This window comes from Paenibacillus sp. FSL K6-0108 (genome assembly GCF_045040695.1).
In the GTDB taxonomy this organism is placed as follows: Bacteria; Bacillota; Bacilli; order Paenibacillales; family Paenibacillaceae; genus Paenibacillus; species Paenibacillus pabuli_B.
Window position 1 is genome coordinate 5064370 of sequence record NZ_CP150288.1, and the last position, 24693, is coordinate 5089062.

General features: G+C 46.0%; 29 protein-coding genes. 5 read left to right on the forward strand and 24 right to left on the reverse strand.

Annotated elements, in window-relative coordinates; translation table 11 throughout:
- Positions 1 to 9 precede the first annotated feature (9 nt).
- The 12 genes from terL to MHB49_RS23050 all read right to left on the reverse strand — a co-directional run bounded on the left by terL (position 10) and on the right by MHB49_RS23050 (position 9188).
- Entirely contained in the window at positions 10 to 1779 is a 1770-nt protein-coding gene (gene terL / locus MHB49_RS22995) for a phage terminase large subunit (RefSeq protein WP_405153137.1), read from the reverse strand.
- A 737-nt stretch (positions 1780 to 2516) separates the two neighbouring features.
- Positions 2517 to 2903, reverse strand: a complete 387-nt coding sequence (locus tag MHB49_RS23000) for a phBC6A51 family helix-turn-helix protein (RefSeq protein WP_405153138.1) — start codon at positions 2901 to 2903, stop codon at positions 2517 to 2519.
- Between the two features lie 412 nt (positions 2904 to 3315).
- The gene (locus MHB49_RS23005; RefSeq protein WP_405153139.1) at positions 3316 to 3834 is read right to left on the reverse strand and encodes a hypothetical protein; all 519 of its coding nucleotides are present in this window, start codon (positions 3832 to 3834) and stop codon (positions 3316 to 3318) included.
- The gene (locus tag MHB49_RS23010; protein WP_405153140.1) at positions 3831 to 4325 is read right to left on the reverse strand and encodes a hypothetical protein; all 495 of its coding nucleotides are present in this window, start codon (positions 4323 to 4325) and stop codon (positions 3831 to 3833) included. Before MHB49_RS23010 ends, MHB49_RS23005 begins: the two co-directional genes overlap by 4 nt.
- Before the next feature lie 327 nt (positions 4326 to 4652).
- Positions 4653 to 5633, reverse strand: coding sequence for a hypothetical protein (locus MHB49_RS23015; protein ID WP_405153141.1), 981 nt, complete (start codon positions 5631 to 5633; stop codon positions 4653 to 4655).
- Positions 5634 to 5696: 63 nt separating this feature from the next.
- Complete coding sequence (locus tag MHB49_RS23020) at positions 5697 to 6584, reverse strand: Rha family transcriptional regulator (RefSeq protein ID WP_405153142.1); 888 nt, start codon at positions 6582 to 6584, stop codon at positions 5697 to 5699.
- A 206-nt stretch (positions 6585 to 6790) separates the two neighbouring features.
- Complete coding sequence (locus MHB49_RS23025) at positions 6791 to 6934, reverse strand: hypothetical protein (RefSeq protein WP_405153143.1); 144 nt, start codon at positions 6932 to 6934, stop codon at positions 6791 to 6793.
- A gap of 493 nt (positions 6935 to 7427) precedes the next feature.
- Complete coding sequence (locus MHB49_RS23030) at positions 7428 to 7694, reverse strand: hypothetical protein (RefSeq protein WP_405153144.1); 267 nt, start codon at positions 7692 to 7694, stop codon at positions 7428 to 7430.
- 162 nt (positions 7695 to 7856) lie between these two features.
- Positions 7857 to 8219 carry a hypothetical protein gene (locus tag MHB49_RS23035; protein WP_405153145.1) on the reverse strand — a complete coding sequence of 121 codons (363 nt, stop codon included), beginning with the start codon at positions 8217 to 8219 and terminating at the stop codon, positions 7857 to 7859.
- Positions 8182 to 8562 carry a hypothetical protein gene (locus MHB49_RS23040; RefSeq protein ID WP_405153146.1) on the reverse strand — a complete coding sequence of 127 codons (381 nt, stop codon included), beginning with the start codon at positions 8560 to 8562 and terminating at the stop codon, positions 8182 to 8184. Before MHB49_RS23040 ends, MHB49_RS23035 begins: the two co-directional genes overlap by 38 nt.
- A complete protein-coding gene (locus MHB49_RS23045; protein ID WP_405153147.1) occupies positions 8562 to 8774 on the reverse strand; it encodes a hypothetical protein in 213 nt (70 codons plus the stop codon). The genes MHB49_RS23040 and MHB49_RS23045 overlap by 1 nt, the downstream gene beginning before the upstream one ends.
- Before the next feature lie 111 nt (positions 8775 to 8885).
- Entirely contained in the window at positions 8886 to 9188 is a 303-nt protein-coding gene (locus MHB49_RS23050; protein WP_405153148.1) for a hypothetical protein, read from the reverse strand.
- A gap of 190 nt (positions 9189 to 9378) precedes the next feature.
- Here MHB49_RS23050 and MHB49_RS23055 point away from each other — a divergent pair, with 190 nt between their 5' ends.
- From MHB49_RS23055 to MHB49_RS23065, 3 genes are all read left to right on the forward strand, one after another.
- Entirely contained in the window at positions 9379 to 9603 is a 225-nt protein-coding gene (locus MHB49_RS23055; RefSeq protein ID WP_405153149.1) for a helix-turn-helix domain-containing protein, read from the forward strand.
- 56 nt (positions 9604 to 9659) lie between these two features.
- Positions 9660 to 10565, forward strand: a complete 906-nt coding sequence (locus MHB49_RS23060) for a DUF5677 domain-containing protein (protein WP_405153150.1) — start codon at positions 9660 to 9662, stop codon at positions 10563 to 10565.
- A 73-nt stretch (positions 10566 to 10638) separates the two neighbouring features.
- Complete coding sequence (locus MHB49_RS23065; protein WP_405153151.1) at positions 10639 to 11499, forward strand: ATP-dependent DNA ligase; 861 nt, start codon at positions 10639 to 10641, stop codon at positions 11497 to 11499.
- A 39-nt stretch (positions 11500 to 11538) separates the two neighbouring features.
- Here the strand turns inward: MHB49_RS23065 and MHB49_RS23070 are convergent, their stop codons facing one another.
- Both MHB49_RS23070 and MHB49_RS23075 read right to left on the reverse strand, forming a co-directional pair.
- Entirely contained in the window at positions 11539 to 12096 is a 558-nt protein-coding gene (locus MHB49_RS23070) for a hypothetical protein (protein ID WP_405153152.1), read from the reverse strand.
- Between the two features lie 57 nt (positions 12097 to 12153).
- Entirely contained in the window at positions 12154 to 12423 is a 270-nt protein-coding gene (locus MHB49_RS23075; RefSeq protein WP_405153153.1) for a hypothetical protein, read from the reverse strand.
- A gap of 423 nt (positions 12424 to 12846) precedes the next feature.
- Between MHB49_RS23075 and MHB49_RS23080 the strand changes: the two genes are divergently transcribed.
- On the forward strand, positions 12847 to 12957 hold the full coding sequence (locus MHB49_RS23080; RefSeq protein ID WP_405153154.1) for a putative holin-like toxin: 111 nt from the start codon (positions 12847 to 12849) through the stop codon (positions 12955 to 12957).
- 113 nt (positions 12958 to 13070) lie between these two features.
- Here the strand turns inward: MHB49_RS23080 and MHB49_RS23085 are convergent, their stop codons facing one another.
- Together MHB49_RS23085 and MHB49_RS23090 are read right to left on the reverse strand one after the other, a co-directional pair.
- Complete coding sequence (locus tag MHB49_RS23085; protein WP_405153155.1) at positions 13071 to 13457, reverse strand: hypothetical protein; 387 nt, start codon at positions 13455 to 13457, stop codon at positions 13071 to 13073.
- 191 nt (positions 13458 to 13648) lie between these two features.
- Positions 13649 to 13960 (reverse strand): hypothetical protein, encoded by a 312-nt coding sequence (locus MHB49_RS23090; RefSeq protein ID WP_405153156.1) that lies wholly within the window; start codon positions 13958 to 13960, stop codon positions 13649 to 13651.
- Between the two features lie 75 nt (positions 13961 to 14035).
- Between MHB49_RS23090 and MHB49_RS23095 the strand changes: the two genes are divergently transcribed.
- Complete coding sequence (locus tag MHB49_RS23095) at positions 14036 to 14569, forward strand: DUF3102 domain-containing protein (RefSeq protein ID WP_405153157.1); 534 nt, start codon at positions 14036 to 14038, stop codon at positions 14567 to 14569.
- A 516-nt stretch (positions 14570 to 15085) separates the two neighbouring features.
- Here MHB49_RS23095 and MHB49_RS23100 read toward each other — a convergent pair.
- From MHB49_RS23100 to dxs, 8 genes are all read right to left on the reverse strand, one after another.
- Complete coding sequence (locus MHB49_RS23100; RefSeq protein WP_405153158.1) at positions 15086 to 16033, reverse strand: tyrosine-type recombinase/integrase; 948 nt, start codon at positions 16031 to 16033, stop codon at positions 15086 to 15088.
- Between the two features lie 308 nt (positions 16034 to 16341).
- Positions 16342 to 17160, reverse strand: a complete 819-nt coding sequence (gene spo0A, locus MHB49_RS23105) for a sporulation transcription factor Spo0A (protein WP_247898318.1) — start codon at positions 17158 to 17160, stop codon at positions 16342 to 16344.
- 192 nt (positions 17161 to 17352) lie between these two features.
- Positions 17353 to 18684, reverse strand: coding sequence for a SpoIVB peptidase (gene spoIVB / locus MHB49_RS23110; protein WP_405153159.1), 1332 nt, complete (start codon positions 18682 to 18684; stop codon positions 17353 to 17355).
- A gap of 120 nt (positions 18685 to 18804) precedes the next feature.
- A complete protein-coding gene (gene recN / locus MHB49_RS23115; RefSeq protein ID WP_405153160.1) occupies positions 18805 to 20523 on the reverse strand; it encodes a DNA repair protein RecN in 1719 nt (572 codons plus the stop codon).
- Positions 20524 to 20580: 57 nt separating this feature from the next.
- A complete protein-coding gene (gene ahrC / locus MHB49_RS23120; RefSeq protein WP_063565708.1) occupies positions 20581 to 21030 on the reverse strand; it encodes a transcriptional regulator AhrC/ArgR in 450 nt (149 codons plus the stop codon).
- 121 nt (positions 21031 to 21151) lie between these two features.
- Complete coding sequence (locus MHB49_RS23125; RefSeq protein ID WP_405153161.1) at positions 21152 to 21640, reverse strand: hypothetical protein; 489 nt, start codon at positions 21638 to 21640, stop codon at positions 21152 to 21154.
- A gap of 79 nt (positions 21641 to 21719) precedes the next feature.
- A complete protein-coding gene (locus tag MHB49_RS23130; RefSeq protein WP_247898322.1) occupies positions 21720 to 22565 on the reverse strand; it encodes a TlyA family RNA methyltransferase in 846 nt (281 codons plus the stop codon).
- A gap of 68 nt (positions 22566 to 22633) precedes the next feature.
- Complete coding sequence (dxs, locus tag MHB49_RS23135; protein WP_405153162.1) at positions 22634 to 24541, reverse strand: 1-deoxy-D-xylulose-5-phosphate synthase; 1908 nt, start codon at positions 24539 to 24541, stop codon at positions 22634 to 22636.
- Positions 24542 to 24693: the final 152 nt, after the last annotated feature.

Here is a 24693-nt window from a genome sequence, read left to right on the forward strand (position 1 = left end):
ACGCCTCCCTTATAGTCCTTTAGGTTTTTTGCTCCACGATCTTCCCCTTCTTGCCCCGCCTCCTGCAGCCTCAACCGCGCCAGCAAGTGAATCCGGTAAATCATCATGAGTTCCTGAGGGAAACTGCTCCATCTGCTCGTGCAACAACCTGTGCGATTTGTTAAAACGCAAAAAACCGCTCTCGATCAGCGGTTCCAATGATTCAATGCGTATTTCTTTCTTTGTACGAGAAACAACTGCCTTGAGGCGTACGCTTCCGATGCGCTCCTTGCGTAACCTTTCGCTCAATTGCCGATACATATCGTGCTGTGCGCCGACCGTCTCGACCGCAAACGCCTTATGCCCGTATCGTTTGATAATCTCAACCGCCTGCTCTAACGCTATATGAGCCGCGCATTTTCTCGCCCATGCATCAATTACGTACATTGCACGAGTGTTCCTGTCTATTCCGACTGTTACGATCGCGTTATAGTCAGATCGAGAACTTTTTCCTTGAGCGATATCCCAGAAAGCGTAATAATCAAGCGGAAGTTCGCGTCCAAATGAATCAATAAGGTCAGATTCATCGTAATAACGGAATAACTCTGGGTTAAATATCATTGATTCCTCATCAATCGGCGTATTCTGATATTCCGTATTAAACGCTTTTGATCCGTTAGCCCATTTCCACGTCATCAATGCCCACAACGGCTGAACTTCCGGCCAAAGTACGACCGCTCCTCTGTCCATTTCCTCTCGGTTTGCTTCGTAAAAGGCCCGCGCTAATTTAACACGATCCTCCACGTCAGGATTCAGATATATTGCGCGACATTTTTCCCATAGTTCCGTATGCTCCGGGTCTTCAATCAGCGCTTTGTATAGCTTCGAGTTAAAGTCAGACCGCTTCATAACCGTTCTTAACAGCGACTCCGCGTGCACAACCGTTCCCATATATACGAAAGCCGTCCGCTTACCTTTCGGATCTCCGAGCGGCACCACCGTTTGCGAGAACCAGTCGCGCATTTTCTGCCGCAGTTCCGGCGTGGCCGCGTTAGAACGTATGTCTTCCAGGTCATCGCAGATAATCAGATCCGGCCGGACACCCTCCCAGTTACGTCCGCGCAATGCTTGGTTACTGGAAGCCGCCTCCATCTTCGTTAACTGACGCTGGCCTCCGTCTGGACCAGGCTCCCACGCAACAAACTCGGAGGAGTTATCTTTCGGGTTCATCTGTTGTTTCGGATTCAGTAGCGGACCAAAGTCTGCCCGTAGTTTAGCGTTACTTTTGAGCTGATTAGCAATCCACTCAAGGTTACCGGTAGATACCGCGGGCGTTTCCGATATGTTGATGATGTATTTACGATGTCTATAAGCGATCTCGCGTAGAGGGAACGCCTTTGATAAGTACGATGATTTCGCGTGAGAACGAGGCGCAGCACGCACTACCTTAGCATTTATCTCCCGCATAGATACATCGTCCATTGTCTCGCAGATTTCACGGTGAAACGATGGAGAATCTTCAACACTTTCGACGTCGAATCCGTCCCAGTTACCCGCGTTGCCTGGATTATGTACCTCCGAGAAATATTCGAGAGCGAAGTATAAGAGGTCGGCTTCCGCTCTATGAATACGTGACAATCGCTTAGATTCGTCGAGGTACTGTGCCAGTTCTGCTTCTTCTTCACTCGTAAGCAACTCCGGAACACCTTCCGCAGTCATCGCGTGAATTAACGCGTCTAATCTATCGATAATCTGTTCGCGCTCATCTCTATCGACCCACCGATCGTTTACCCACGCCATGACTCCGCCTCCTCATCGTTTAATTTCAGCGTGAAATAACGCTATTACTATGTGGTCCTACCGAATACACTCGGCCTTGGTTAAAAGCGCTAAATGCACGCTAAAACCACGGTAAAACTACGTGAGCTTTCCGATAGCCTGCTTGCGTAAAGTCCAAAGTTAATTTTTCTCCGCGGATTTTTCCGGCACCAGTTGCGGCGGCGCTGAGGGGTTGAGGGGGTGGGCCGCCCTCTCACTCGCTGACCCTTCCGCAATCACTCCGTTTATTCATCCGCATTGCATAATCGTAATGTTCCCGTTTAATCACGGATATGCACGGACATGTGCACAAAATCCCGTATACGGTGTAATAGTCCGCTCCGCAAACCCGCGCCCCGCCTGCGTTTATTTACGCTGCATAAACGCGCCTTATACATCGCATATACATTTCCAGTTATTAACGCGTACAACCCGCGCCGTTATGCGGATTATGCCCGTTAGCAACTGGAAGGATATACGCCTATTTCCCGTATGGTCTGCCGGTACTTATACGGCGGTTATGCAGCGTCATTCACCGAGGAGTGAATAACCTGCGCTACAGTGACGTGGTGAATCGCGAAGGCGAAATGAAAATTTCCGAAGAGTCACGCGCCAGGAGGTCGCAGTAGATGTAATTGACGTCTTGTCAACCGCAGTACATACGCACTCCATCGCGTTCCTTCATATAATGACGCGCCAAACACAGCCGTCTACTCGCTTTACACTCCGCGTCTTGCTTGGTACTCCGCAAGCTTACGGTCCAGCTCTTCGCGGTCAAGCGTAGTTGCATCCGTCTTGGTAACGTCAATCTTCTCCGTAAGCATCTCCGTCATGGTGAGTAGTAATTTCGCGGCCGCTGCGTTCCTGTCTTCGATAGCAGCCTGCGCCATTGCGTCAGTCACTGCGGGTATCCGATCGAGTACATTGCGCGTAATCTGTTTCTTTAGCTCACGCTCGAACAACGGATCTTTCATCCAGTCATACAGAGCCTGCCGGCTAACTCCGGCTTCTGTTGCGATCTGCTCCATCGTAAGACCTGCGCGTTTAGGTTGCGCGAGATAACTCAACGCGATAAGGTGATGCGTCTCTAGGCGTTTAAGTGCCATACGTACCGTCTCCTTTACGTGAATAGTACGTGCCTCCTACGCTCAGGCAAGGCGTAAGAGATACCGCGCTATTCTTTTGATATTGCCTACATGAGCCTCTTCTTCGAGTTATCTTCATGTATAAGCACAAACAAAAAGACAAGCTCAGGCTTTGCCCTCGCGCTCACATCTTTCGATGATCGCACCTGCTTGTCAGTACTTTGTATCTTATTGAATTGATAACGCGCATAAAGGTATATAGTTCTATTCGTCCCGCGAAGTTTAGTTTGCGATAGCAAAATCAACTGAGCGGTAATGTTTTGTTTCTCTCTTACATCTTTCTCTTTTACATCTTTCTATCTTTACCGTCTGCCTAGCGCATACTATGGATCGTATGTCTAGCGCATATCACCGGTAGTATGTCTAGCGCATACTAAGCAACTTTAGCGGTTGTCCGACGCGGCTTGTATACGGAGTGATCCGGCATTATTACGATGCCGTCCTCGTCCACAATATGCCCATCGTCCGTGATACGCGGACAGTATGACGGAAAGTACCACTTGAAGCGGCGCGTGCCTTCGTAATGACTCGCACTACGGATAATCCCGTTCGTGTCGAGTATATCCGCAAGCAGTTTAACGCGATTCCTCTCGATCCTAAGCGCGCCCATTATCGCTTCATACGATAAGAAACACGCACCGAACCTATCGTTATAGGTTCCGTCAGCTCGCGTATGGTTACCGTCAATGTACGACTGCAGGAGGAAGTAAAACGCAACGATATCGCGAATCTCCGGCTTACGTCTGCTTTCCGCAAAAACTACGTCGTATGCCTCGTTTATGATGCGCGGGAATACCTTGCGCACCAGTTCACGGTTGTACGTCTCGTAGCCCGCGGAACTGTCGAGTAGCTCGCGTTTGTCGTTCGGAAGGGGCTTGACTACCTCGCTCATGCCGCACCTCCGTGACCGTACAGATTTATGAATTGTCCGCTGTGCGGGATCTGGCGATATTCTCCGTTGTCTAGCTCGGCCCGGCCGCCCTCGTAAACCTGCAGTATACGTTTAATCGTGCTCTTCTTACCCCAATAGAGCGGATTCACGTACGATGCAAGCCCCATAAGCTCGCCGGCTTCCTTCTTGGTCTTCGCGTATACTATGATCGTTTCGCCGACGCTATTGATATACGAATAGACTTTATCTACCGCGGGGCGAACAATCTTATCCGCTCTAATATCCACGATAACCTCACGCACCATCTCGCGCAGTTCGTCACGTGAAATACCGAAAACTTTAGCGGGAAACGTTTCGCGCGATACCTCGATCGCTGCTCTTGTGAGAAACTTCTCGTAGCTTTCCGGACTCAACCGGTCCAGCGTTACAAAATCTACCCGTTTCTTAACGTAAAACTCAATGTGCATCCACAATCGTCTAATATCGGCCATGTTATCGTCTCCTTAACGTTGGATTAACGTAAGGGCGTGCGGAGTATACCCGCATCGTTCGTTTCCCTGACGGGATTTTACTTCCTCATAACGTATAGCCGCAAAACAGTGCAAAATATAGGGTAGTACGAAAAATAGTTTCCCCTTATTGCCCGCAAAGTAAGGCAAAAGTTCACGTTTTTAAAGGACTTATTTACCCAAAGGGTATACCGCCTGTGGTAGCGCGGCATCAGCTTTACTTGAGTGGAATTATGATGTAAAATAATAATGGGATATTCCGTTTACTTGCCCTGTATAAGTTCTAAATATACCGTCAATGTGCGACGATTAATGGACCCTGGGTGTAAACTTTTTTCTAATCCGCGTTAGTCTCCTTCTCGCAGCATCGTAAGAAAGTCCGCTAATCTCTTTTGCCCTCTCCCCGGTCATCACGTAACAACTATCTTTCGTCAGTCCGTACTTTCCCATCTCACCCGCTACCATATCCTTTTCGGCAGCTTCGGCCAATTTACGCAAGAAGTCAGCCTGGCGTCCGCCTACCCGTTGCCATACTGTCTCTTCCGCAACCTCTGAACCTAGAACTGTTCCGAGTGGAGTCATAAAATTGGGTTGTACCATTCGGTCGGCGCCACCTTTCCGAAGTCTACGCAATCCATTCCTCTTGGCCTGTGCATCATAGTAGCGTGTCATCAGCGATTGATTGACGTATTTAACGATTTCTTGGTCGGACCGCGCGACGTCTACGTATTGGAGCACATGCTTTAGCGCCGCCTCCATATCGATCATCACTTCGGATCTGATACGCGCCTCTTCGCAGCGAGCGGCCACCTCTGTCGGCTCAATCAGCGACAACACGCCGCGATACAGGCGGTAATTCGCAACAGTTCCGAGTTCGTGGTATGACCGCGTGATCTCATCGTCTGATTTACGTAGCCATTCCAGTAGCTCCGGATTAATGTCGTATTTGTAGATGTGTTTCTCCCAGTCTACCGGTTCGAACGGTATACTAACGCCCATATCTATGTGTAAAATCGAAAGCTGCCGGTTGAGCTCGTCATATGCCCAGCGAATAGGCCCGCGAACATACCAAGCGTGTTTAACCGCCTTCTCACGGATCGCACGTATTCGGTACGCTATATATTGGTGAGGATGCGCGAGATCTATGGAGATATCGTTTCCCTCTACGAATCTGTAACGGCGCGTTGGATTGCCGAGGAAATCCGTTTCGTCCGCGTCCTCCATAATGCGGGTGACGATCGTAAGGTCTCCGTTTTGCTGATACGCTGCGATTCCGTATTTTAGATTCATATTGCGCCTCCTTTATAGTAGGAAAAACGAGGCCGCACGATAAAAGTACGGCCGTTAATTGGATTATTGCGCTTCCGGACGAAGGTTGAGCGTAGTTTTCGGAGTCCAAGGTTTATATGAGCTCTGTGCGGTTTGACGCGGAAACTCGATTACCTCCGCTGGCTTCAACTTCGAAACCCGTTTAATTTCTGGCTTAACTCCGTGATAGAAAAGGTCGACCATCATATCAATTCCGGACGGAGTTATTTTCAACCCTTTACTTGTAATGTGGTCTTTTGTGAATACAGTGATCTTAAAATAAGGCTCATGTCCCTTAGTCGGAGGGTAGTACCCGTCAACAGTACGCTGGTACAATATCCCATTCTCTTGTAACCATCTACGAAGTTCAATTGCGGACATCCCGCCAAGGAACTGTTTACCTACTGTTGAGAAAGTAACATAACCGTCCAAATCAAGGAATTCGTCATACTTCTCTGCCTTTGGCTGTAAAACGGTTATTCTCTCGTCCTGCTCCGTTACCTTTTCCGCAAGCAGCAATCGCTCCGTCTCAATGCGCTCCGTTTCTTCGCGCTCCTGAATCCAACGTTTGGCCCGCGCAATGGGATCGTCGATCGCGTATGAAGGTGTGGAGAGCTGCTGGAGTTGTTCCCGCATGCGATTAAATTCTCCGATGTACGTTTCCTTAAATCGCGCAGCTTCTTTGCCCGTGTACCCCATTACTAGAAATGAAAACCCGTCTTGAGTAATGATGTATTTAGGCATTTTTCTATTTTGTTCTGACTGATATGAGGAGAGTCCAAAATTGGATTCTCTAAATTCCTCACTACAGTCAAGTTCTCGGATATCTCTTAGGATTTTGGAATGCTCTTTTCCAAACACGTCGGCAATCGTTAAACTATCCGTCACCAACATCCTGTTCTCGATAAACACCAATTTCTGATTTGCTAACATGTACATCTCTCCCATTCGTTTAGTTTGGTGTTGACGTAGTGCTATATGTTAACGGCGCGAGGCCGATGTTATTGGGTATTGCCAGTTTTCAAGTTAAGGGTTGACTTTCAGATAGATAAGCGATATAATATTATTGTAAGGTGATATAATTGATATATTTATATAAAAAAGTATAGTCTAAATCTCAGTATAGCACACTTTTTCAGCTATGCAAGAGGTTTGTCTATTTTTTTTTTATTATTTCCTCCTCTTTTCCCAAACCTACTATCTGTAACTGCAAGGAGGTGGACAGTAATCAGGACTTTTGTGGACAAGCTATTTATATTTTCTAAAGGATCAATATATCTCATGATAGCTTTTTATGCTTTCTTCCAGTTTGTACTTTCTGGACGAAACAAAGTAAGTGACGTCATTGATAGTAATCTGTTAGCTTTTGCGGTTATTGCTGCCTCGCTCGAAGCATTACATAACTTCTTTCTCTTGTTCCTATCTCCAAAAGATCATGAAAACTAGTTCAAAATCTTGAAACCTTGTCCGTTACCTTGCGTATTACTGGATATAACAACGGAAAAGGGCGCGTCACGCGATAGCCAATCGCCGCTCCCTCCGTCATTGTAAAAGTGATTCAGAGCGTAAGTTCTCGCTTACACTCGATATATGTGAACGCGCTGCCTGAACGAAGGTTGCCGCCTCCGTGCCGCGGAATATTCTAAGGAAATGCCGGAATAGTTGGCGCTAGACCGGCGTAATGTACCGAATAGTTGGCGCTACTCAGCGTTAAAGTGTCCGCATAGCGATCTCTCCGATTGGCGTCGGAAAGTACGGATGATGAGACGAGTCTGTCTAGGCGATTGCTTCAACGGTTAAGGGAATTTTCGATACAATGAATCCGAGGTCGGCCGCTTGTTCCAACGTGACATAAACTGTGTTCGCGATGGATCGGCGGTCTATTTTGGTTAGGATGCGGAAGAATACGCCAGGTAACACAACGATCTGTTGGCGGCGGCGGTTACTGTTAGGATGGAATGATTCGTCAATGAGCGTAACAATGAAATTACCGGTGCGATGATCGCGTACATAACCAATTTCAATTACTGTCGTTTTTTCCATGGATGCCTCCTCGGCGTTTTTAGTCCGCGCGACTATTAAGTAGAAAGCAAATACATATCGATACAGTACGTTGTTACATGATACATGCGGAAGTTCCGCGACCGCCGGACCGGGGCCCGTTGGTTTCGTCCTGCTCCGCTAAAACAGGCGCTCATCAGGCGGCTATACTTGAAATTCGAACAATCCCGTCATTCCCCCGAGTACATCATCCGCCAGCCAATCAAGCGCGGTCCGACTCCGGAGCCTTCCTATAATCCGCGCTGCGATTAATTCCGGATCGCCATCGACGTCCTGTGCGAGGTGAATGCCGCAAGTAGCCGTATCCTCGACGTAATAACGCGTTAGGTGGCCGAGTCGGATCGGGATGACGCGGACAAGGAATACGGTGCAGTGCGAGAGATAGATCGCGGTGTCACTGTTTACGAGCCAGGCCGGAGTTATTTCGTGGCTCTCCGCCTTCTCTTCCCAAACGTGTAGGATGAATATTTTATCCACGCGGCTCCCTCCGATCCGAGATGAGTCCATCAAGCTGCAGATTAAAATCACCGCGGCCAGGCGTAAACAGTAATATTTGCGTCAGAAAATCGAGCGCATCCATGCCGCGCAGTCTAGCTACGAGTTGAGCCGTGATATCCATTATGTCTCCGGTAGCGTCAAGGCCGATCGCCATGCCTCCGCTTTCTCCGTCTATGTACTGGCGCGGCTGCTCCGGATCTTGGTGAACTGAGCGAACCCATAGCGCGTCCGCATCGATGAAGAACATGTAACGTTCGTTCAGTGCGCATCCTTCGTATTCATAAAATTCGTCATCACTATCAAATGGCCCGATAGCAACGGATGCCAGCTCGAAACGGTCTTGTGCGCTCATCACATCACCCCGCGATATACGAAGTCGATGTCTATGATGTCGGCCGCGGTTACGCTAAGCCCGGAAACATTGGCGTTACTGACGCCCTTCTCAACCGCGCGGAAACGAACCTCGACGTCGGAAAGCTGGCGAACACTGTTAACGTAAAACATGCGGTTTGATTGCGTGAAATTGACGACGCAGCGGTAAAGGTGTACAGGGCGGCGGCTCATGCTACGATCTCCTTCGTGATGATCAGGATTGCGTACAGAGCACGCAGAAGTTGGATAAACCGGCGGCCATACTTTCTTGTTTCAATATTGTTAGACGTAGTTTGAGTATTATTAACGGTGAGTTTCATTTTGCATATCCCCTTTACGGATAAATTTAGTTAGTAGTTCGATCGCGCTCATATTGCGGATGTTATCAATGAAGCTCAGGTCCTCAACCGTCAGGTCGAAAATAGCAGGCTCGCCGTATGACGTAACGTACTCTATTCCGTCGAAATTAACGCGCTCCATAACTGCAATATTGTAATCAGAGTCGATGTAGATAGCGTGATTCTCATCTATAAGTGTGCCGGCGTATTCGACACGGAAAGGTCCGTCAAAGTCGTCGACCTTCGTAACTACAGTGATGTTAGACATAATTCATTCCTCCTCGCGGGATTTATTGCGGACCGGTACGATGCTGCTTGATAATGATGAAACGTTTTGTTACGATATACGTATAAGATGTTAACAGGTTATCTTGTCAACTAGTTTACTTGATTACAACTATACATCCGAGTTGTTATCTTGTCAACTAGTTTACTACATTATTTTTGGAGGAATTTTCGTGGCTATCCGGTTCTCGCTTGATAAGATAATGAAGGAACGCGGACTTGAACAGAAAGACATCGTTCAAATTACCGGCATAAATCGCAATACTGTAAAGGCGCTCGCGTTGAATGCCAACGCAAGGATTGACTTTCCGACATTAAATACATTATGCGTAAAGCTCGGCGTACTGCCCGGTGATTTAATTGAATACATAGAGGAAGATAATGAAGAGGACCGTTAATACTGCGGTCCTTTTATCTACCGCCTCCGATTGAAAATAAGAAAGGAATTTTTACTATGCTAAATCGGACAATTTTAAATCCTGAATATGACGCCCTATTAAATGAAATTAGTAGAGTATTTGAACAATGTGTAGACTTTGGGGGTACGGTTCTAGACACGATCCAAAAACATCCGATAAACGAGTACACTGATTCTACTGTTTTCTTACTGCTGAGAGATTATTTAGAATATCTAGATGGAATTTCAATTTTGATTAAAAGTGGAAATACAGAGGCTGCAATCCCTATTATTCGCTCTATGTTTGAGCATTTCTTATCAATCAGATACATTCTCGATAGGCATTCGGCTGATCGCGCCGCTTCTTACCATGTAGCACACATAAAATCGAGAATAAAGTTACACAAACAGTATTCTAAAGAAGAGATCGGAAAGTTCAAAAAAACACTGGAGGAAAGTAATTATTCTTTCCCTTTACCAGAAATAGACGCGACAGAACGTATTCAAAACTTAGATAGTCTTTTAAATGGTAAATACAAAAGAATAAATGATGAGTGGGATAAGACTCGTAAAAGAAATAAAAAAGAAAAAAGTGGGGGAAAGACTCCTAATTGGTATTCGTTATTCAGCGGACCTAAAACATTGTACGAATTAGCTGCCCATCTAAAACAACTACCAGAATATGAATTACTCTATAGAACCTGGTCGGCAAAAACACATGCAAACTCAGCTATACATAGTGTTTTCTCAACGGGATACACCAAGCCACTACGAACACCTGAATCTTTAAAAACCGTCAGCACATGGGCCTTGACTTGGAGCTTTACCTTATTCGAAGAAATACTGAATAAATATAGAAAACGAAAGAAACAGACGTATGCATGGTTTTATGTTTACTTGAGAAAGACTTACTTGAGAGTAACGAGTGGAGAAGACCTCATAAATATAATTCAAGAAAAATAAAATATCTGACCTACCAACACTTACCGCCTCACCTCGGCTTAGCTAAGCGCTATAATTGGAGTGAGGTGTTTTTATGTTTATTAGTCCGATGTTACTCGAAAAGGCGGACGCACCGTTCTCGGATTCGCGCTTTATATTCGAGCCGAAGATCGACGGCCACCGCCTTATATTTTCGCAAATTGACGGAGAAGTCCGTTTATATACACGTCACAATAACGATTGCACGCGCCAGTATCCCGAAATTGCCGCAGCTCGCTTCGACCGCGACGTTATTCTCGACGGTGAAATAGCGTGCGTTAACCCTGCGAATGGAGTCTCGGACTTCGAGGCGGTTATGTCCCGCTTCTCCGCGCGTAAAGCCGATAAGATACGCAATTTGACCGTAACAAACCCGGCCACATTCGCTGTATTCGACGTGCTGCGGTATAAAGACGCCGATGTCCGGAATCTGCCGCTAATCGAGCGCAAGGCCTTTCTCGCGGGTCTTACGATGCCTAACGCAAGCCTGGGCGTTGTCCCATACGTAGATGGCGCCGGCGAAGCGTTATTCACGCAAATAGAAGCGCGCGAAATGGAAGGCGTAGTCGCCAAACGGAAGGACAGTGCGTACGAAAGTCGCAGATCTGCAGACTGGCGCAAGATTATTAACTGGACGTATGCCGACGTATTCATAACGGGATATCGGAAAGGTGAGTTCGGATGGCTCGCGGGAGTTGCGAATGAGCGCGGAAACGTACGTCCCGCCGGCATTATCGAGTTCGGCGCGTCACCAACGCATAAGAAGGCGTTCTATGGCGTGAGCAAAGCGATTGTATCCGGCGAGGACAGCGAGTTTGTGTACGTTGAGCCACGGATTAGAGTACGCGTTAAGATACGGAACTGGACCAAAGCGGGGATGCTGCGGACTCCGGTATTCTGCGAGTTTATAATATAACGGGAGGGACCGGAGCTAATCCGGCCCTTGCCCGCAATACTACGGACCTGATATCAATTTTTTAATATTGTCTATATAACCTAATTTTTCAGCTATCTGAACTACTGTGAATGCTAAACCGGCTAAGGCGATTACTCCCTTAGTTAACCTCCCTAAAAAGCTCTCTTCCATTTTCTTTTGATTAAATCCTGCGACTCTTAGGACATAGAAAGGCGACCTAACAACAATTTCTAATATTAGAATCAGCCAGAAGAAAGGATTTAAAGTTCTGATTATAGAGTTCGCCCGGTCACTGGTGTAGACACCTATAGCTCTATCGATAAAATCGACAACTTCGACGGGTTTGACTTGCATTTTGTTTATATTAAACACGTTATCTATTACGTTAATGTCCTTTTTTATTCCAGCTCTAGGGATGTCGTAGGACAGAAAAGGTGCGATTTTGGCTGTTCTAAATGAATCATGAACACTCTTTGTTAACATATTAATACGAGATCGTCTTACTAATCCTTCATCGGGATCTTCCGGTAATTCTTCTAAACCCATGTAATTGTAGTAGTCAAAAATTGCGTCTCTATAGTCGTAAAGTTGTTTCACATGTCTCCGATTCTCCCAAATAAATAACCTATCGTAATATCTCAATGGTTTCCCGCCTTATCCCGAATATTTAAACGTACAGACTCCGCGCACATAACGTTCGCCCTTCACCGCAACGCTCATTTCCGTAATGTCCTTGATCACACCGCTTCCAACGAGCTCCGCGCCGATAAATATAATGATAGGCGTCCGGTCCAATTGCGCGGTATAAAGTTGGATATCGGAAGTTAGCGGACGCATAAAACGCGACTTGGCGCGTATGGACCGGGAGTTTGAGCGCATATAGACGTAGTCCTTTCGTTCTGGGTTACGTAAATACTTCGACAAATTGGCTCAAATTCCCTCCTATTCTCCTTCAGTTCTAAAAGATCGGATACTACGCGTAAGGAATCAAGTTAGAGTCCAGTGCTAATATTCAGACGCAATAATGATCTCCCACGTCTACGAGTACTCATTCCAATTATCCTTTCATTCACTACGCACGTAAAGTTATATATTTGAGGTGGGAAATTCGGCGGTTCAGGATGATGTCTGTTACGTAGAAAAACTTAATAAATCCCTATTACCGATAGTTTTATGTATGTACGAACTCAGCAAAGATTAATTCGAGAGGTGTTTATTAGTAATACAAGGTTTCAAAACAATGCTACTATTGCGTTGAAGGTTTTGTTCACATTGCGTTCCCTTATAAATGCGAACAGTGGACATTCTTTATCTAGAGGATAAACTTGAATCAAGGAGGTGACAACAATGAGTACGTACGAAGCGTTAATGGTTATGCTAACATTCGGATTAGTTATTTTTAGTCTACTCGCCTTTGTTTTTTCAGTTATTTTCTTTATAAACGCAAAAAATCGATAGCCTCCCCACCAAGAGCTGCTACCGCGATCTGCTTTATGTTATCATCATAATGCTTACCGCCAACACGAGCAAGACCCGAGACGTAGCCGATCGAAGTTACGTCTTTTCTCTGTCTACTTCGGAGGCATTCTTACAAAAGGCCGCGTTCCCTCATTCAACCCGAGATACTTCCGCATAACCACGGCCGCCTGCGGAGCCATCGTCGACCACCGCAGCCTCATCTCCGATTCATAGCCGCGACATTTATAGCGCGCTACAACTCCGTCATCGTCCGACAGCTCTTCGTAGACTTTAATCCCGCGCGTCCGAAACTGCTTGCGGATCTCGTAAATGTCGGCGGTAATCTTGCGCTGAGCTTCCGCAATGACGTCTACATACGGACCCGGCGTCTTGAGCGTCGTGTTGATGAGCGCGATGTCCCGTTCGAATGCGGTGAGGACGCGGGGCAGTATGATATGCGATTTGATGAGCGCGCGGTCTTCCGGGGTGATATCGATCATGGCGGTGGGCCTCCGTTTGAATCCGCGAGAGCGGAACGTTTGTTCTTAGTATAGCGCGGAGGCGACGGATTATACAATAGACGCGGATATACGAAATTAATAGTTGCAGCGATGCGCTCCTGTACCGAAGAAACGCCCGTGAACGGAAATTAGTTCCGCTGCGGGCGACTGTACAGGCAGTATTCATCATTCTAGCGGGTTAGAGAAAGTTCACGTTCTCCTGTTTCCACAAAAGAGTCATCATCCGGACCACGTCGAACAACGTTGTAGTGAATTCTCACTTTATGAGTGCAACTCCATTTTCTTGGGCCGCCCCATCTGCCACCATCCGTATGTGTTTCTCTACCTAAGTCATCATAACTTACATCAGTAACTTTCCAATCTACCCCATGACGCTTTTCAACTTCCCCGAGGCAGGCTTCGCAAGCTTTTTGGTAAGACCAAGAGTGTTTCTCAGACGAAGGTTTTTCAATAGACCAAGCAAATTCAAATGAGTGCTCCATTATTCAAGGTACCTCCTTTTGATGTAATCAGGAATTATTATTGTCAATAAGATTAACTACAACTCCTGTTACTAAATGACAACGAATGAACTCGCACTCTCCTCCGACCTCCCCACGCTAACTGCCGAAATCAACGCATATAAACGAGTGGCTGGCGAAGCAATATTCGAAATAGGGGTTCGCTTAAAAGAAGTACGGGATACGCCGCATCGTTACGGCCTGGAGGGGTATCGCGACTGGGAACGTTGGTGCGAAGATGAGTGTGATATTACCCGGCAACACGCAAATCGGTTCATTAAAGTTGCGGATGAATTGGGAACCTCGGGGTTCCGAGATGCAGCGTTAGGAATCCGCGCACTCTACGAAATTGCAACGCTCCCGCCCGAAGAACGGACGCGAGGCCACACACTCAGTTCTGGCGCAACGAAGGCACCTGACGAGATGACCGTACGCGAGCTGCGCGAAGTTAAAGCCGCGCTCAAGGCGGAGAGGGAAGCGCGGGAGGAAGCGGAGCGCCAACGAAGTAAAGCGGAATCCGACTACGAAACTGTGCGCGATACTCTCGAATCTATGCGCGATCAGCCGCCCAAAGTCGAGTATGTATTATAGTACAAATTAACGTTACCAATTTTGGATGCCGCGCAATTAATTCATCGCACCCTATTGACTTTCCCGCCGCCGTGTGTATAATAAAAGATCTTTTAAAGACTTTAAAGATTAAGATCTTTTACTCAGTTATTCACTACGTTCATAACTTCGTACGCCCCGATAACAAGTGATCGTGACGGATAGATGGGCATCACACATGGAATTGCGCGGCAGAACTAAAGAAAAGACAATACGATACGCCTCCCCGCCCTACTCCACCAATCCCTCCGAATCGGCGCCGTGAAATCTCCGTAAAATCGCCGTGGATTTAGCTGTTCAAATAGTGCACGAGGGTATTCGTTAGGGTCAGCGTATAAACGCCGTAATTTCACGGTGATTTTACGGGAAGTTCAAAGGAGCGCAAATTCTGACGCGCGGGATGACGGCTGGAAATAACGGATAGACAACGTATGTATAATAGTGCAAATACGAGGAAAAACCGGACGGCTACGGTGAGCTATCCGGCGGTTTTACGCGTTAATTAAAGATCGAGTTTACGGGAGAAAACTTACCGTGTTGCTTCGAAATATCAACTTGGAACATCTCACTATATAATTGCGCCATGTGAAGCGACTTATGGCCCAAAATTTTCATGAGACTTACGATATCTCCGCCGTTTAGAATGTAATTGCGAGCGAATGTATAACGTAATGAATGGCAAGAGACGCGGACACCTTTTATCTTCGCGAGCTGTCCATAGTCGGATATCTCTTCTTGAACAGTCCGGCGTTTTAGAGGAAGTCCGTCGATATTAACAAAGAATACGGATGTGTCCGTTTCGCCGCGTAACTCTAGGTATTCACGCAGATGGACGGCAAGTGTAGCGCTAAAAGGAACGAGTCTCTCCTTGCGTCCTTTACCGAAAACCTGTATGACTTGCTCCTTCCAGTGAACATCATCAACTCTAAAAGACATAGCTTCTTCTATGCGCAGACCTGTATCGAGAATAAGCAAAATAAAAACATAGTTGCGAAACCCTGCAGGTGTGGCGCGATCGGGTACGTCCAACAATTTAGTAACCTGCTCGCGATTCAGCGTGCGAAGGACCCGCTTCTCTTCGACCATCTTATCTATTGGCTCCATTGGGTTCTCTGTTAAATAACCAGAACTGGATAAGTAATTAAAGAAAGCCCTTAAATTCCTTATATATTTATTCACAGTAGGGGCGCTATTGCCAAGCTCCTTTCTTGTTTGAATGAATTCTTGGACGTCCTCTACAATTATCTTATTGACCTTAATAATCTCATTATCTTCAAGAAAGACACTGAGTTTTTCTAAGGATTGAGAGTATGATGATATAGTATTCTCTGTCAAGTTTTTCAACTTACGTGAGTTCAAAAACATATTAATAGCTGACTTCATATCCAACTCATCTTTAGCTTGCCGCATCTCTAAGATCAACTTTCTTTTTTCCTTGTAGTCCATTATGTTAACCTCCTCGCTGTATTAAGAATTACGCTAACACATCCCGTCAGCTAAAAACAGAACAATTAGAATCAAAATGCAGAAAAACGCACGCCTCCGGAGAGACATGCGTTTGTATTCTTTCATTATATGCGCTATTATGTTTATCAGCTAAATGACCGATAAGTTTACGCTAAAATTGCGCGGAGAATCAGGCAGTTTACCGGAACAACGTCCGCATAGTTTATCGGAATCTCGCGACCAACGGCCGATAAGTTTACGCGAACAACCGTTCTAGTCATCGTCAGAAAACGTTGATCCAGCGGTATTTACGACACCTTATGCTCAATTCTCAGCTTGTCAGCCACCATCGCGATGAATTCTGAATTCGTTGGTTTCGACTTGCTGATGTTGATCGTGTAGCCAAACAGGTGGCTAATGCTGTCGATGTTACCACGCGTCCATGCCACTTCAATGGCATGACGGATCGCACGTTCGACGCGAGACGGCGTTGTTTTGAATTTTTCGGCAATCGCTGGATACAGAGTTTTGGTGATGGCACCCAAAATTTCGATATTGTTATACACCATCGTGATGGCTTCGCGTAAATACTGATATCCTTTAATATGCGCAGGAACGCCGATTTCATGTATGATGGACGTGATGCTTGCATCCAAATTTTTGTGTTTACCCATCGGCACCACATTGGATTTATTCATAAACATTGATGAACCGCCACCACCACCACTTGTGGAGATGGTAGTTTGAGTCCCAACCAGCTGACGTACACGATTCGCGAGCACTTCCATGTCAAACGGTTTCAGGATGTAATAAGAAGCTCCGAGTTGCACGGCACGCTGCGTGATATTCTCTTGTCCGAAAGCTGTTAGCATAATGACTTTGGGCTGTGGAGACAGATTCAAATTGCGCAGACGCTCCAGTACACCCAGTCCATCCAAATGAGGCATAATAATATCCAGAATTAATACATCCGGTACATCGCGAGTCTGCTCCAGCAACTGCAATACTTCTTCTCCATTGTAAGCAATACCAGTCACTTCCATATCTTCCTGTTCGGATATATATTCGGCAAGCAAATTCGTAAATTCACGATTATCATCGGCCAGCAATACCTCAATTTTTTGCAAAACGGTATCCTCCTTTAATTTAAACATCGTTTCGTGCATTTCCTTACAGGTTAAATTTTCGACATAGGAGATGAAATTCCTTCTGTCGAAAATTATTTTTCTTTATTTTTTTTTCGAGTTGCTATATAATTAATAATTTATTTCATGATCCGATATTATATGTTTCCGTTCGACAAAAAAACCTTAAGGAGGTTAACCCGCCTTAAGGTTTTTTGCATTATCCTTCTTCATCATGACTCCAGCATCCTGTAACATCCATTCGATAAAGCAGCCATAACCTGATTTCGGATCATTGACAAACACATGGGTCACGGCGCCAATCAGTTTCCCATTCTGTACAATTGGGCTGCCACTCATGCCTTGCACAATGCCTCCGGTCTTATCAAGCAGCTTCGGATCTGTGATACGAAGTACCAGACCTTTGGTTGCGGGTTCGGATTGATCTGCTACGTGAACAATATCAATCGAGAAACGTTCCACTTGCTGACCCTCAACTACTGTGAGGATTTCTGCAGGGCCTTCTTTTACTTCATGGGAGAACGCAACAGGAATGCCTTTAGAATACAAACTATGTTCAGGATTACCGGACATTTTACCAAAGATACCAAAAGCCGTATTGCGTTCAATATTGCCCAAAATTTTGCTTTCTTTCAGAAAATGAGCTCGTTTTTCACCCGGATCACCGGATTCACTCTTGGAGATCGATGTTACATTGGATTGAACAATCTGGCCACTACCAACAACAATGGAGGTTTGCGTGTTCATATCCGTAATGACATGACCGAGAGCCCCATATACCCCCTGATCCGGAGCATAGAAGGTTAATGTCCCTACACCTGCAGCGGAGTCACGAATGTACAATCCAAGCCTCCAGGCTTTGTCTTCCGCATCATAAGCCGGTGTCAAACGCGTCTTAACCGTTTCTTTGCCGCGTTTTAATACGACATCAATTCCTTTTTTGTTCTTGCCTGCAAGTTCAACAGCTTCTGCTACACCTGACACACCATCAAGACGTTTACCATCCATATGGGTAATCAGATCCCCAAGTTTAATGCCTGCTGATTCTCCAGGGGACACACGTTCATCCTGTCCGGAACGGACTAGATGGTGCCCGACAACCAAAATACCTGCAGATTTCACTTTGACGCCAATGGTTTGACCCCCGGGTACTACACGCAAATCCGGAATCACATTTACGTTAACCGTTTTTACCGGAATTTTGCCCCACAACTTCAACGTTAATTTGGCATGTCCCGTTTGTTGGGGATGAAGATGCAAAGGTTGTTGCTTCGTTACGTGAACCGCAGTTTCCTTCCCATCAAAACCGACGATGTCAGGACGATCCACAACAGCGCTTGAAGCAGCCGGTACAGCTAGATGAACGTCAGCCTGCCTACCTGCAAATACCTGAAGTTCATCAGGCAATGACGCATAACTTTGCACAGGCTGAATGGCCTGGCTGATCACACATAGAAAGAAGGCAAATAAAAGACCTAGCAATTTCTTCCTGAGGGGGGAATTCAATGGCTGTCACACTCCCTTTGCTTCTTTCGCTTGACGAAAGGTGGTCGCCAATTGCGTACCTATAAGATAACCTCGCCCCCAGGCTTTTATTACTGTCAATCATTACGCCGGCCGCTCGTTTCACCCTTTTTTGGCTTCCGCCAAATTCAACATTTCCTGTGCATGATGCAGCGTTTTTTCTGTAATTTCCACACCTCCGAGCATACGTGCCAATTCCTTCACTCTGCCTTCATCTGACAGCGATTCCACTTGTGTCATCGTGCGCCCATCGTAGACATGCTTTTCAATGAGATACTGATGATCCGCCATACAAGCCACTTGTGGCAAATGAGTAATGGAGAAAACTTGGCAAGTGGAGGAAAGACGGTATAACTTCTCCGCAATGGATTGCGCTGCCCTTCCGCTCACACCTGTATCCACCTCATCAAAGATCAACACTGGGATCCGGTCATGACGTGCAAATATACTTTTCATCGCCAGCATCATACGTGACAACTCACCACCAGAGGCAATCTTGCCGAGAGGTCGTAAAGGCTCACCTGGATTTGGAGAAATCAGGAATTCCGCATTATCTGCACCCTGACGCGTTAGACGAATGCGACGCCCATTCCATTCAATCCCTTTTGCATCTTCAAAAGGAGTAATTTGAACGCGTAACGACGTTCTCTCCATCTGTAGATCCTTCAGCTCACTTTCCACCTGAGCAGCAAGTTCCTCTGCACATTGTTTGCGAACACGACTAAGTTCCTCGGCAGACTCCATGACCAATTTGAGCAATTTGTCACGTTCATTACGGAGCTTCTCTAAACGTTCATCCTTGTTCTCCAGCTGATCGGTTTCATGGCTAATTTGTTCATAATAATTCAAGATAAGTTCAACGCTGTCACCGTATTTCCGTCTGAGGCCAGAAATCAGCTGCAGCCGCTGTTCCACTTCTTCCAATCTAACCGGGTTAAATTCGATCTTCTCCCGATAATCACGCAACTGAAATGTGGCATCTTCCAGCTGATAAAACGCAGATTGTAGCTGCTCAACAATAGGCTGCAGCCCTTTGCTGTCATACCCTGATATATCTTCAATTCGTGACAGCGCGATGCTTACAGCTTCTAACCCACGTTGGCCGCTAAGCAGATCATATGCACCAGCAACGCTGTCCATCATTTTCTCACTATGGGATAGTTTGACCCGTTCTTCTCCGAGTAATTCATCCTCACCGTGCGTTAGAGAAGCAGCAGCAATTTCTTCAAGTTGAAAACGGTACATGTCCAGCAATTGATACGCTCGTTGACTGGATTCCTGAAGGGCACGCAGTTCTTTTTCTGCAGTAATAAATTTACCGTAGCGTTCCTGATATTCCATTTTGACTGGACCGATGACTGCTGCCCCGTATGTATCCAGAAGCCCCAGATGGCTTTCTGCGCGCAACAAACTTTGATGTTCATGCTGTCCATGAATATTAATTAATTTTTCTCCGACTTCACGGAGCATCGTCAAATTGACCAATTGGCCGTTAATACGGGATGTACTTTTTCCTTGAGTATTCAATTCACGGCGAATCACCAGATGCTCCTCCGGCTCACAATGGATACCAAGCTTCTCCAGTGTTTCCCATACCGGATGGCTTGGCTCCATTTCGAACAGAGCTTCCATCTCGGCCTTCTCACATCCATACCGGATCAGATCGGCCGAGCTTCGTCCACCTGCTATCAAACCCAGGGCATCAATAATGATTGATTTTCCCGCTCCTGTCTCACCAGTCAAGACATGGAATCCCGGATGGAAAACAACATCAACTTCTTCTACGACAGCCAAATTACGAATCGATAATGTAACTAACATCTGCAAAAACACCTCCGGAAGACTCACTCAGAAATTATGTTTTTGAACCATTACATGCTAAGAAATATAACCCATAATCCGCTCAATTACGGTCACGCTGTTACTTTCCGTCCGGCAGATGATCAGTATGGTATCATCTCCACAGATCGTACCCATCACTTCAGTCCACTCAATATTGTCAAGTAGGGCAGCAATGGAATTAGCCGTACCAGGCAAACACTTCATCACGACCAGATTATTAGTGTGATCAATGTGCAAGAAGTTGTCCACGAGAGCACGTTTCAGTTTCTGAATTGGATTATAACGTTGATCTGTAGGTAGCGAATACTTATATCGTCCATCATCCATGGGGATCTTGATTAAAAGAAGCTCCTTAATATCCCGCGATACAGTGGCTTGAGTCACCTGAAATCCGGATTTACGCAAAGCTTCAACCAGATCATCCTGGGTTTCTATTTCATTTTGACTAATGATTTCACGTATCTTAATGTGTCGTTGTCCTTTCATACAAGCCTCCAGTTAAATTTCAATGTATTGCAATAGACGGCAAATTCCAATCAATAAGAGATTTACCAATGGTGTAATTCGTCATTCATTATATAAACAACTTTACAGTCCCTAAGAACCCTTAGTCCAGATCATCTCCATCGTATACATCTTCCTGATAGTCCATGAGCCTGATTACCTTGATATCCGATTCCTCCATGTCCACATACAGCAACCCTTCACAGCCGGGGTATAACAATAAATAATACAGGAAGCGATCTCGCAGGGACGGCCCGCTAAGTTCAAGAGGTTGTCTGCGACGGGAAGTCTTCACCAGATATCTCTCATCATCACGCTCTGCTACATAATCAATGAACAGCCTGCTGTAATAAACGGATTCATCCACTTCAAAGGCTAAAGGAATTTTCATTCTACCTCCGATGACTTCATATCCTTCCGCTTCAAGCAAATCCACTGCCGGTGAATCCTGAATTTCTGAATTCAGTTGCATACCCGACAAGCTTACCGGAATCGGACGATTAACCCAATTACGAAAGCCAAAGAACAGCCATATAATCAAGCAGACAGCAAGTACACCAATAACAATTGTGTCATATTGCCCATCCATCATCGCTCACCTCGAAGACATATTCGAGATTCGACAACCGATTTCCTTTAGAATTCACCTTTCCAGCGAAAAGAAACCCATCCTATGATGAGTTTCCTGTAAAAGTATGGGCCGCTTCCATTGCAACTTGATCCGCAAGTGCATCCAGCGAAGCCTGAACGTTCTCTTGTTGTGTTGCCTCTGGTTCTTCCAGACGCCAGTGAGCAAGAAATTCGATATTGCCTTCTCCGCCAGTAATCGGCGAAAATGTTAAACCTTTCAGCTTTAATCCAAGTTCATTGGCGAAACGAAGCATCGTCTGTAAAACGTCCTTGTGAACCTTAGTATCACGAACGACGCCAGACTTGCCTACTTTTTCACGTCCTGCTTCAAACTGGGGTTTAATTAACGCTACAATGTCTGCCGGCTGCTTTAGAAGTACCAGCAATGGAGGCAAAATAATTCTCAGCGAAATAAAGGATACATCGATACTCGCAAAATTCGGCGTAGGACCATGCAGATCTTCTGGAGTCACATAACGGAAATTGGTTCTTTCCATTACAGTGACCCGTTCATCATTACGCAGCGACCAATCCAGCTGGTTATAACCTACATCAATGGCATATACGTGAGATGCACCATGTTGTAAGGCACAATCGGTAAACCCACCAGTGGATGAACCGATATCGAGCATCACAAGTCCATTCATATCGAGATCGAAGTGACGAATCGCTTTTTCAAGCTTTAATCCGCCTCTACCGACATAGGGATGTACTGAACCCTTTACTTTCAGTTCGGCTTCCCGTGGAATCTTCATGCCCGCTTTTTCAATCCGCTCATTGTTGGCATATACCAGTCCAGCCATGATTGCAGCTTTTGCCTTCTCACGACTTTCATAATATCCCTGTTCAACCAGCAGAACATCAATTCGTTCTTTCGGGAGTGACATGTCTTTCTCCTATCATGTAGTAATCCTAATTAATCAATAAGGTGTTCCAGTTTCTCTGATTGTTCCAGTCATGAAGGGAATCGAGTTCTGGACATACCATATGAAGATTGGGCCGCCATGCTGCGCAGCTCCGAGCTTACATTCTCAACCGTGAGGCCCACTTCAGCTCTTTGATCCTCAATACTGCCATGTTCAATGAATCGATCCGGGATACCCATCAGTTGCACCTGAACATCATGCAGGCCTTGTTCAGCGTAAAATTCCAGAACTGCACTGCCCATGCTGCCTGCTTGTGACGCTTCTTCAAGCACGATTAACTTCGTGCCCCGAACTGCCAGATCCCGCAGCATCTGCTCATCAAGCGGTTTAAGGAACCGGGCGTTAATTACGCCAACTGTAATCCCTTCTCTTTTAACCGTCTCTGCAGCTTCTTCAGCAAGCTGTACCATCGATCCCGAAGCGATAATAGCATAACCTTCAGATGGACGAAGCTGTTCCCATGTACCAATTGGAATCGGAATGAGTTCATCGTCAAGAGGCACGCCTACAACATTGTTCCGTGGATAACGATAAGCAATTGGACCTTCATTATATTCAAGCGCCGTTTTCATCATATGGCGCAGTTCATTCTCATCCTTCGGCATCATCAGTACGATATTCGGAATATGACGCATAAACGCCACATCATACACACCCTGATGCGTTTCGCCATCCGGCCCGACAAATCCGGCACGGTCAATCGCGAACATAACATTGGCGTTATGACGACAAATATCATGTACAATCTGATCATATGCACGTTGCATAAACGTTGAATAGACGGCAAATACCGGCTTTAGCCCTTCCATCGCCAGTGCTGCACACATGGTTGCGGCATGCTGTTCAGCAATCCCCACGTCAATCATTCGATCTGGGAATTCCTTACTGAAAGGAATGAGGCCTGAACCTGTCGGCATGGCTGGAGTTACCGCTACAATTCGTTTATCCTGTTTGGCAAGATCAATCAAAGTTTTACCAAATACTTCTGTATACATTGGTTTGCCTACAGCTTTAAGCACTTGACCTGATTCAATCTTGTACGGAGAAATTCCGTGCCATTTGTGTGAATCGGCCTCAGCTGGTTGATAGCCTTTACCTTTGGTTGTCAGTACATGAACCATTACAGGACCATCCACGTTATCGGCCTGTTTGAACGTTTCGATCAATTTAGGGATGTCGTGTCCATCAATGGGTCCCAAATAGGTAAAACCAAGCTCTTCGAACAGAACTCCAGGAACCATCATGTATTTGACACTATCTTTAATCCAGCTCGCCGATTTCGCCAAACGATCCCCGATGGCAGGAATTTTTTTGAGTATTCCTTCCACGTCATCTTTGGCTTTCAAATAATGGCGATCCGAACGGATTTTGCTCAAATATTTATGCATAGCCCCGACATTCGGAGCAATGGACATTTCATTATCATTGAGGATGACCATCAGCTTTTTCTGCTCATGACCGATGTGATTTAGAGCTTCAAAGGCCATACCACCTGTAAGCGCTCCATCCCCAATCATCGCGATAACCTGATTATCTTCACCCTTTAGATCACGTGCAAGCGCCATGCCCATTGCAGCAGATAAGGATGTACTACTGTGGCCGGCTTCCCATACATCATGTTCACTCTCGTTACGTTTAACGAATCCGCACAGGCCATTATGCTGACGAAGTGTATCGAAACGATCCATCCGCCCCGTTAGAACCTTGTGCACATATGCCTGGTGCCCTACATCGAAAATCATTTTGTCCACTGGACTGTTATAGCAGTAATGCAGGGCTACCGTGAGCTCAACCACTCCTAAGTTGGGTGCGAGATGGCCCCCTGTAACGGACAGCTTCTCAATCAGAAACTGCCGGATCTCTGCCGACAAAAGAACGAGATCATCCTGAGACATCGACTTCAGATCACTGGGTTGTTTAATTTGTGGAAGCAGCACGAGAATCTCCCCGCTTTCCTAGATTGTTTGATTGATTTGTAAACGATATATACACAGTTTATTAAATGACATTAAAACATTATAACATAAAAGAACAAGAATCATAATTTACGGCACTATACTCCAGATCACGAGCATTTTCGCCAGCATCG

What these genes read in the sequence shown, in the direction of transcription:
- terL (WP_405153137.1), bottom strand. Translation starts at nt 1,779, where the DNA reads ATGGCGTGGGTAAACGATCGGTGGGTCGATAGAGATGAGCGCGAACAG.
- MHB49_RS23000 (WP_405153138.1), bottom strand. Translation starts at nt 2,903, where the DNA reads ATGGCACTTAAACGCCTAGAGACGCATCACCTTATCGCGTTGAGTTAT.
- MHB49_RS23005 (WP_405153139.1), bottom strand. Translation starts at nt 3,834, where the DNA reads ATGAGCGAGGTAGTCAAGCCCCTTCCGAACGACAAACGCGAGCTACTC.
- MHB49_RS23010 (WP_405153140.1), bottom strand. Translation starts at nt 4,325, where the DNA reads ATGGCCGATATTAGACGATTGTGGATGCACATTGAGTTTTACGTTAAG.
- MHB49_RS23015 (WP_405153141.1), bottom strand. Translation starts at nt 5,633, where the DNA reads ATGAATCTAAAATACGGAATCGCAGCGTATCAGCAAAACGGAGACCTT.
- MHB49_RS23020 (WP_405153142.1), bottom strand. Translation starts at nt 6,584, where the DNA reads ATGTTAGCAAATCAGAAATTGGTGTTTATCGAGAACAGGATGTTGGTG.
- MHB49_RS23025 (WP_405153143.1), bottom strand. Translation starts at nt 6,934, where the DNA reads ATGAGATATATTGATCCTTTAGAAAATATAAATAGCTTGTCCACAAAA.
- MHB49_RS23030 (WP_405153144.1), bottom strand. Translation starts at nt 7,694, where the DNA reads ATGGAAAAAACGACAGTAATTGAAATTGGTTATGTACGCGATCATCGC.
- MHB49_RS23035 (WP_405153145.1), bottom strand. Translation starts at nt 8,219, where the DNA reads ATGGACTCATCTCGGATCGGAGGGAGCCGCGTGGATAAAATATTCATC.
- MHB49_RS23040 (WP_405153146.1), bottom strand. Translation starts at nt 8,562, where the DNA reads ATGAGCGCACAAGACCGTTTCGAGCTGGCATCCGTTGCTATCGGGCCA.
- MHB49_RS23045 (WP_405153147.1), bottom strand. Translation starts at nt 8,774, where the DNA reads ATGAGCCGCCGCCCTGTACACCTTTACCGCTGCGTCGTCAATTTCACG.
- MHB49_RS23050 (WP_405153148.1), bottom strand. Translation starts at nt 9,188, where the DNA reads ATGTCTAACATCACTGTAGTTACGAAGGTCGACGACTTTGACGGACCT.
- MHB49_RS23060 (WP_405153150.1), top strand. Translation starts at nt 9,660, where the DNA reads ATGCTAAATCGGACAATTTTAAATCCTGAATATGACGCCCTATTAAAT.
- MHB49_RS23065 (WP_405153151.1), top strand. Translation starts at nt 10,639, where the DNA reads ATGTTTATTAGTCCGATGTTACTCGAAAAGGCGGACGCACCGTTCTCG.
- MHB49_RS23080 (WP_405153154.1), top strand. Translation starts at nt 12,847, where the DNA reads ATGAGTACGTACGAAGCGTTAATGGTTATGCTAACATTCGGATTAGTT.
- MHB49_RS23085 (WP_405153155.1), bottom strand. Translation starts at nt 13,457, where the DNA reads ATGATCGATATCACCCCGGAAGACCGCGCGCTCATCAAATCGCATATC.
- MHB49_RS23090 (WP_405153156.1), bottom strand. Translation starts at nt 13,960, where the DNA reads ATGGAGCACTCATTTGAATTTGCTTGGTCTATTGAAAAACCTTCGTCT.
- MHB49_RS23095 (WP_405153157.1), top strand. Translation starts at nt 14,036, where the DNA reads ATGACAACGAATGAACTCGCACTCTCCTCCGACCTCCCCACGCTAACT.
- MHB49_RS23100 (WP_405153158.1), bottom strand. Translation starts at nt 16,033, where the DNA reads ATGGACTACAAGGAAAAAAGAAAGTTGATCTTAGAGATGCGGCAAGCT.
- recN (WP_405153160.1), bottom strand. Translation starts at nt 20,523, where the DNA reads ATGTTAGTTACATTATCGATTCGTAATTTGGCTGTCGTAGAAGAAGTT.
- ahrC (WP_063565708.1), bottom strand. Translation starts at nt 21,030, where the DNA reads ATGAAAGGACAACGACACATTAAGATACGTGAAATCATTAGTCAAAAT.
- MHB49_RS23125 (WP_405153161.1), bottom strand. Translation starts at nt 21,640, where the DNA reads ATGATGGATGGGCAATATGACACAATTGTTATTGGTGTACTTGCTGTC.
- MHB49_RS23130 (WP_247898322.1), bottom strand. Translation starts at nt 22,565, where the DNA reads ATGTCACTCCCGAAAGAACGAATTGATGTTCTGCTGGTTGAACAGGGA.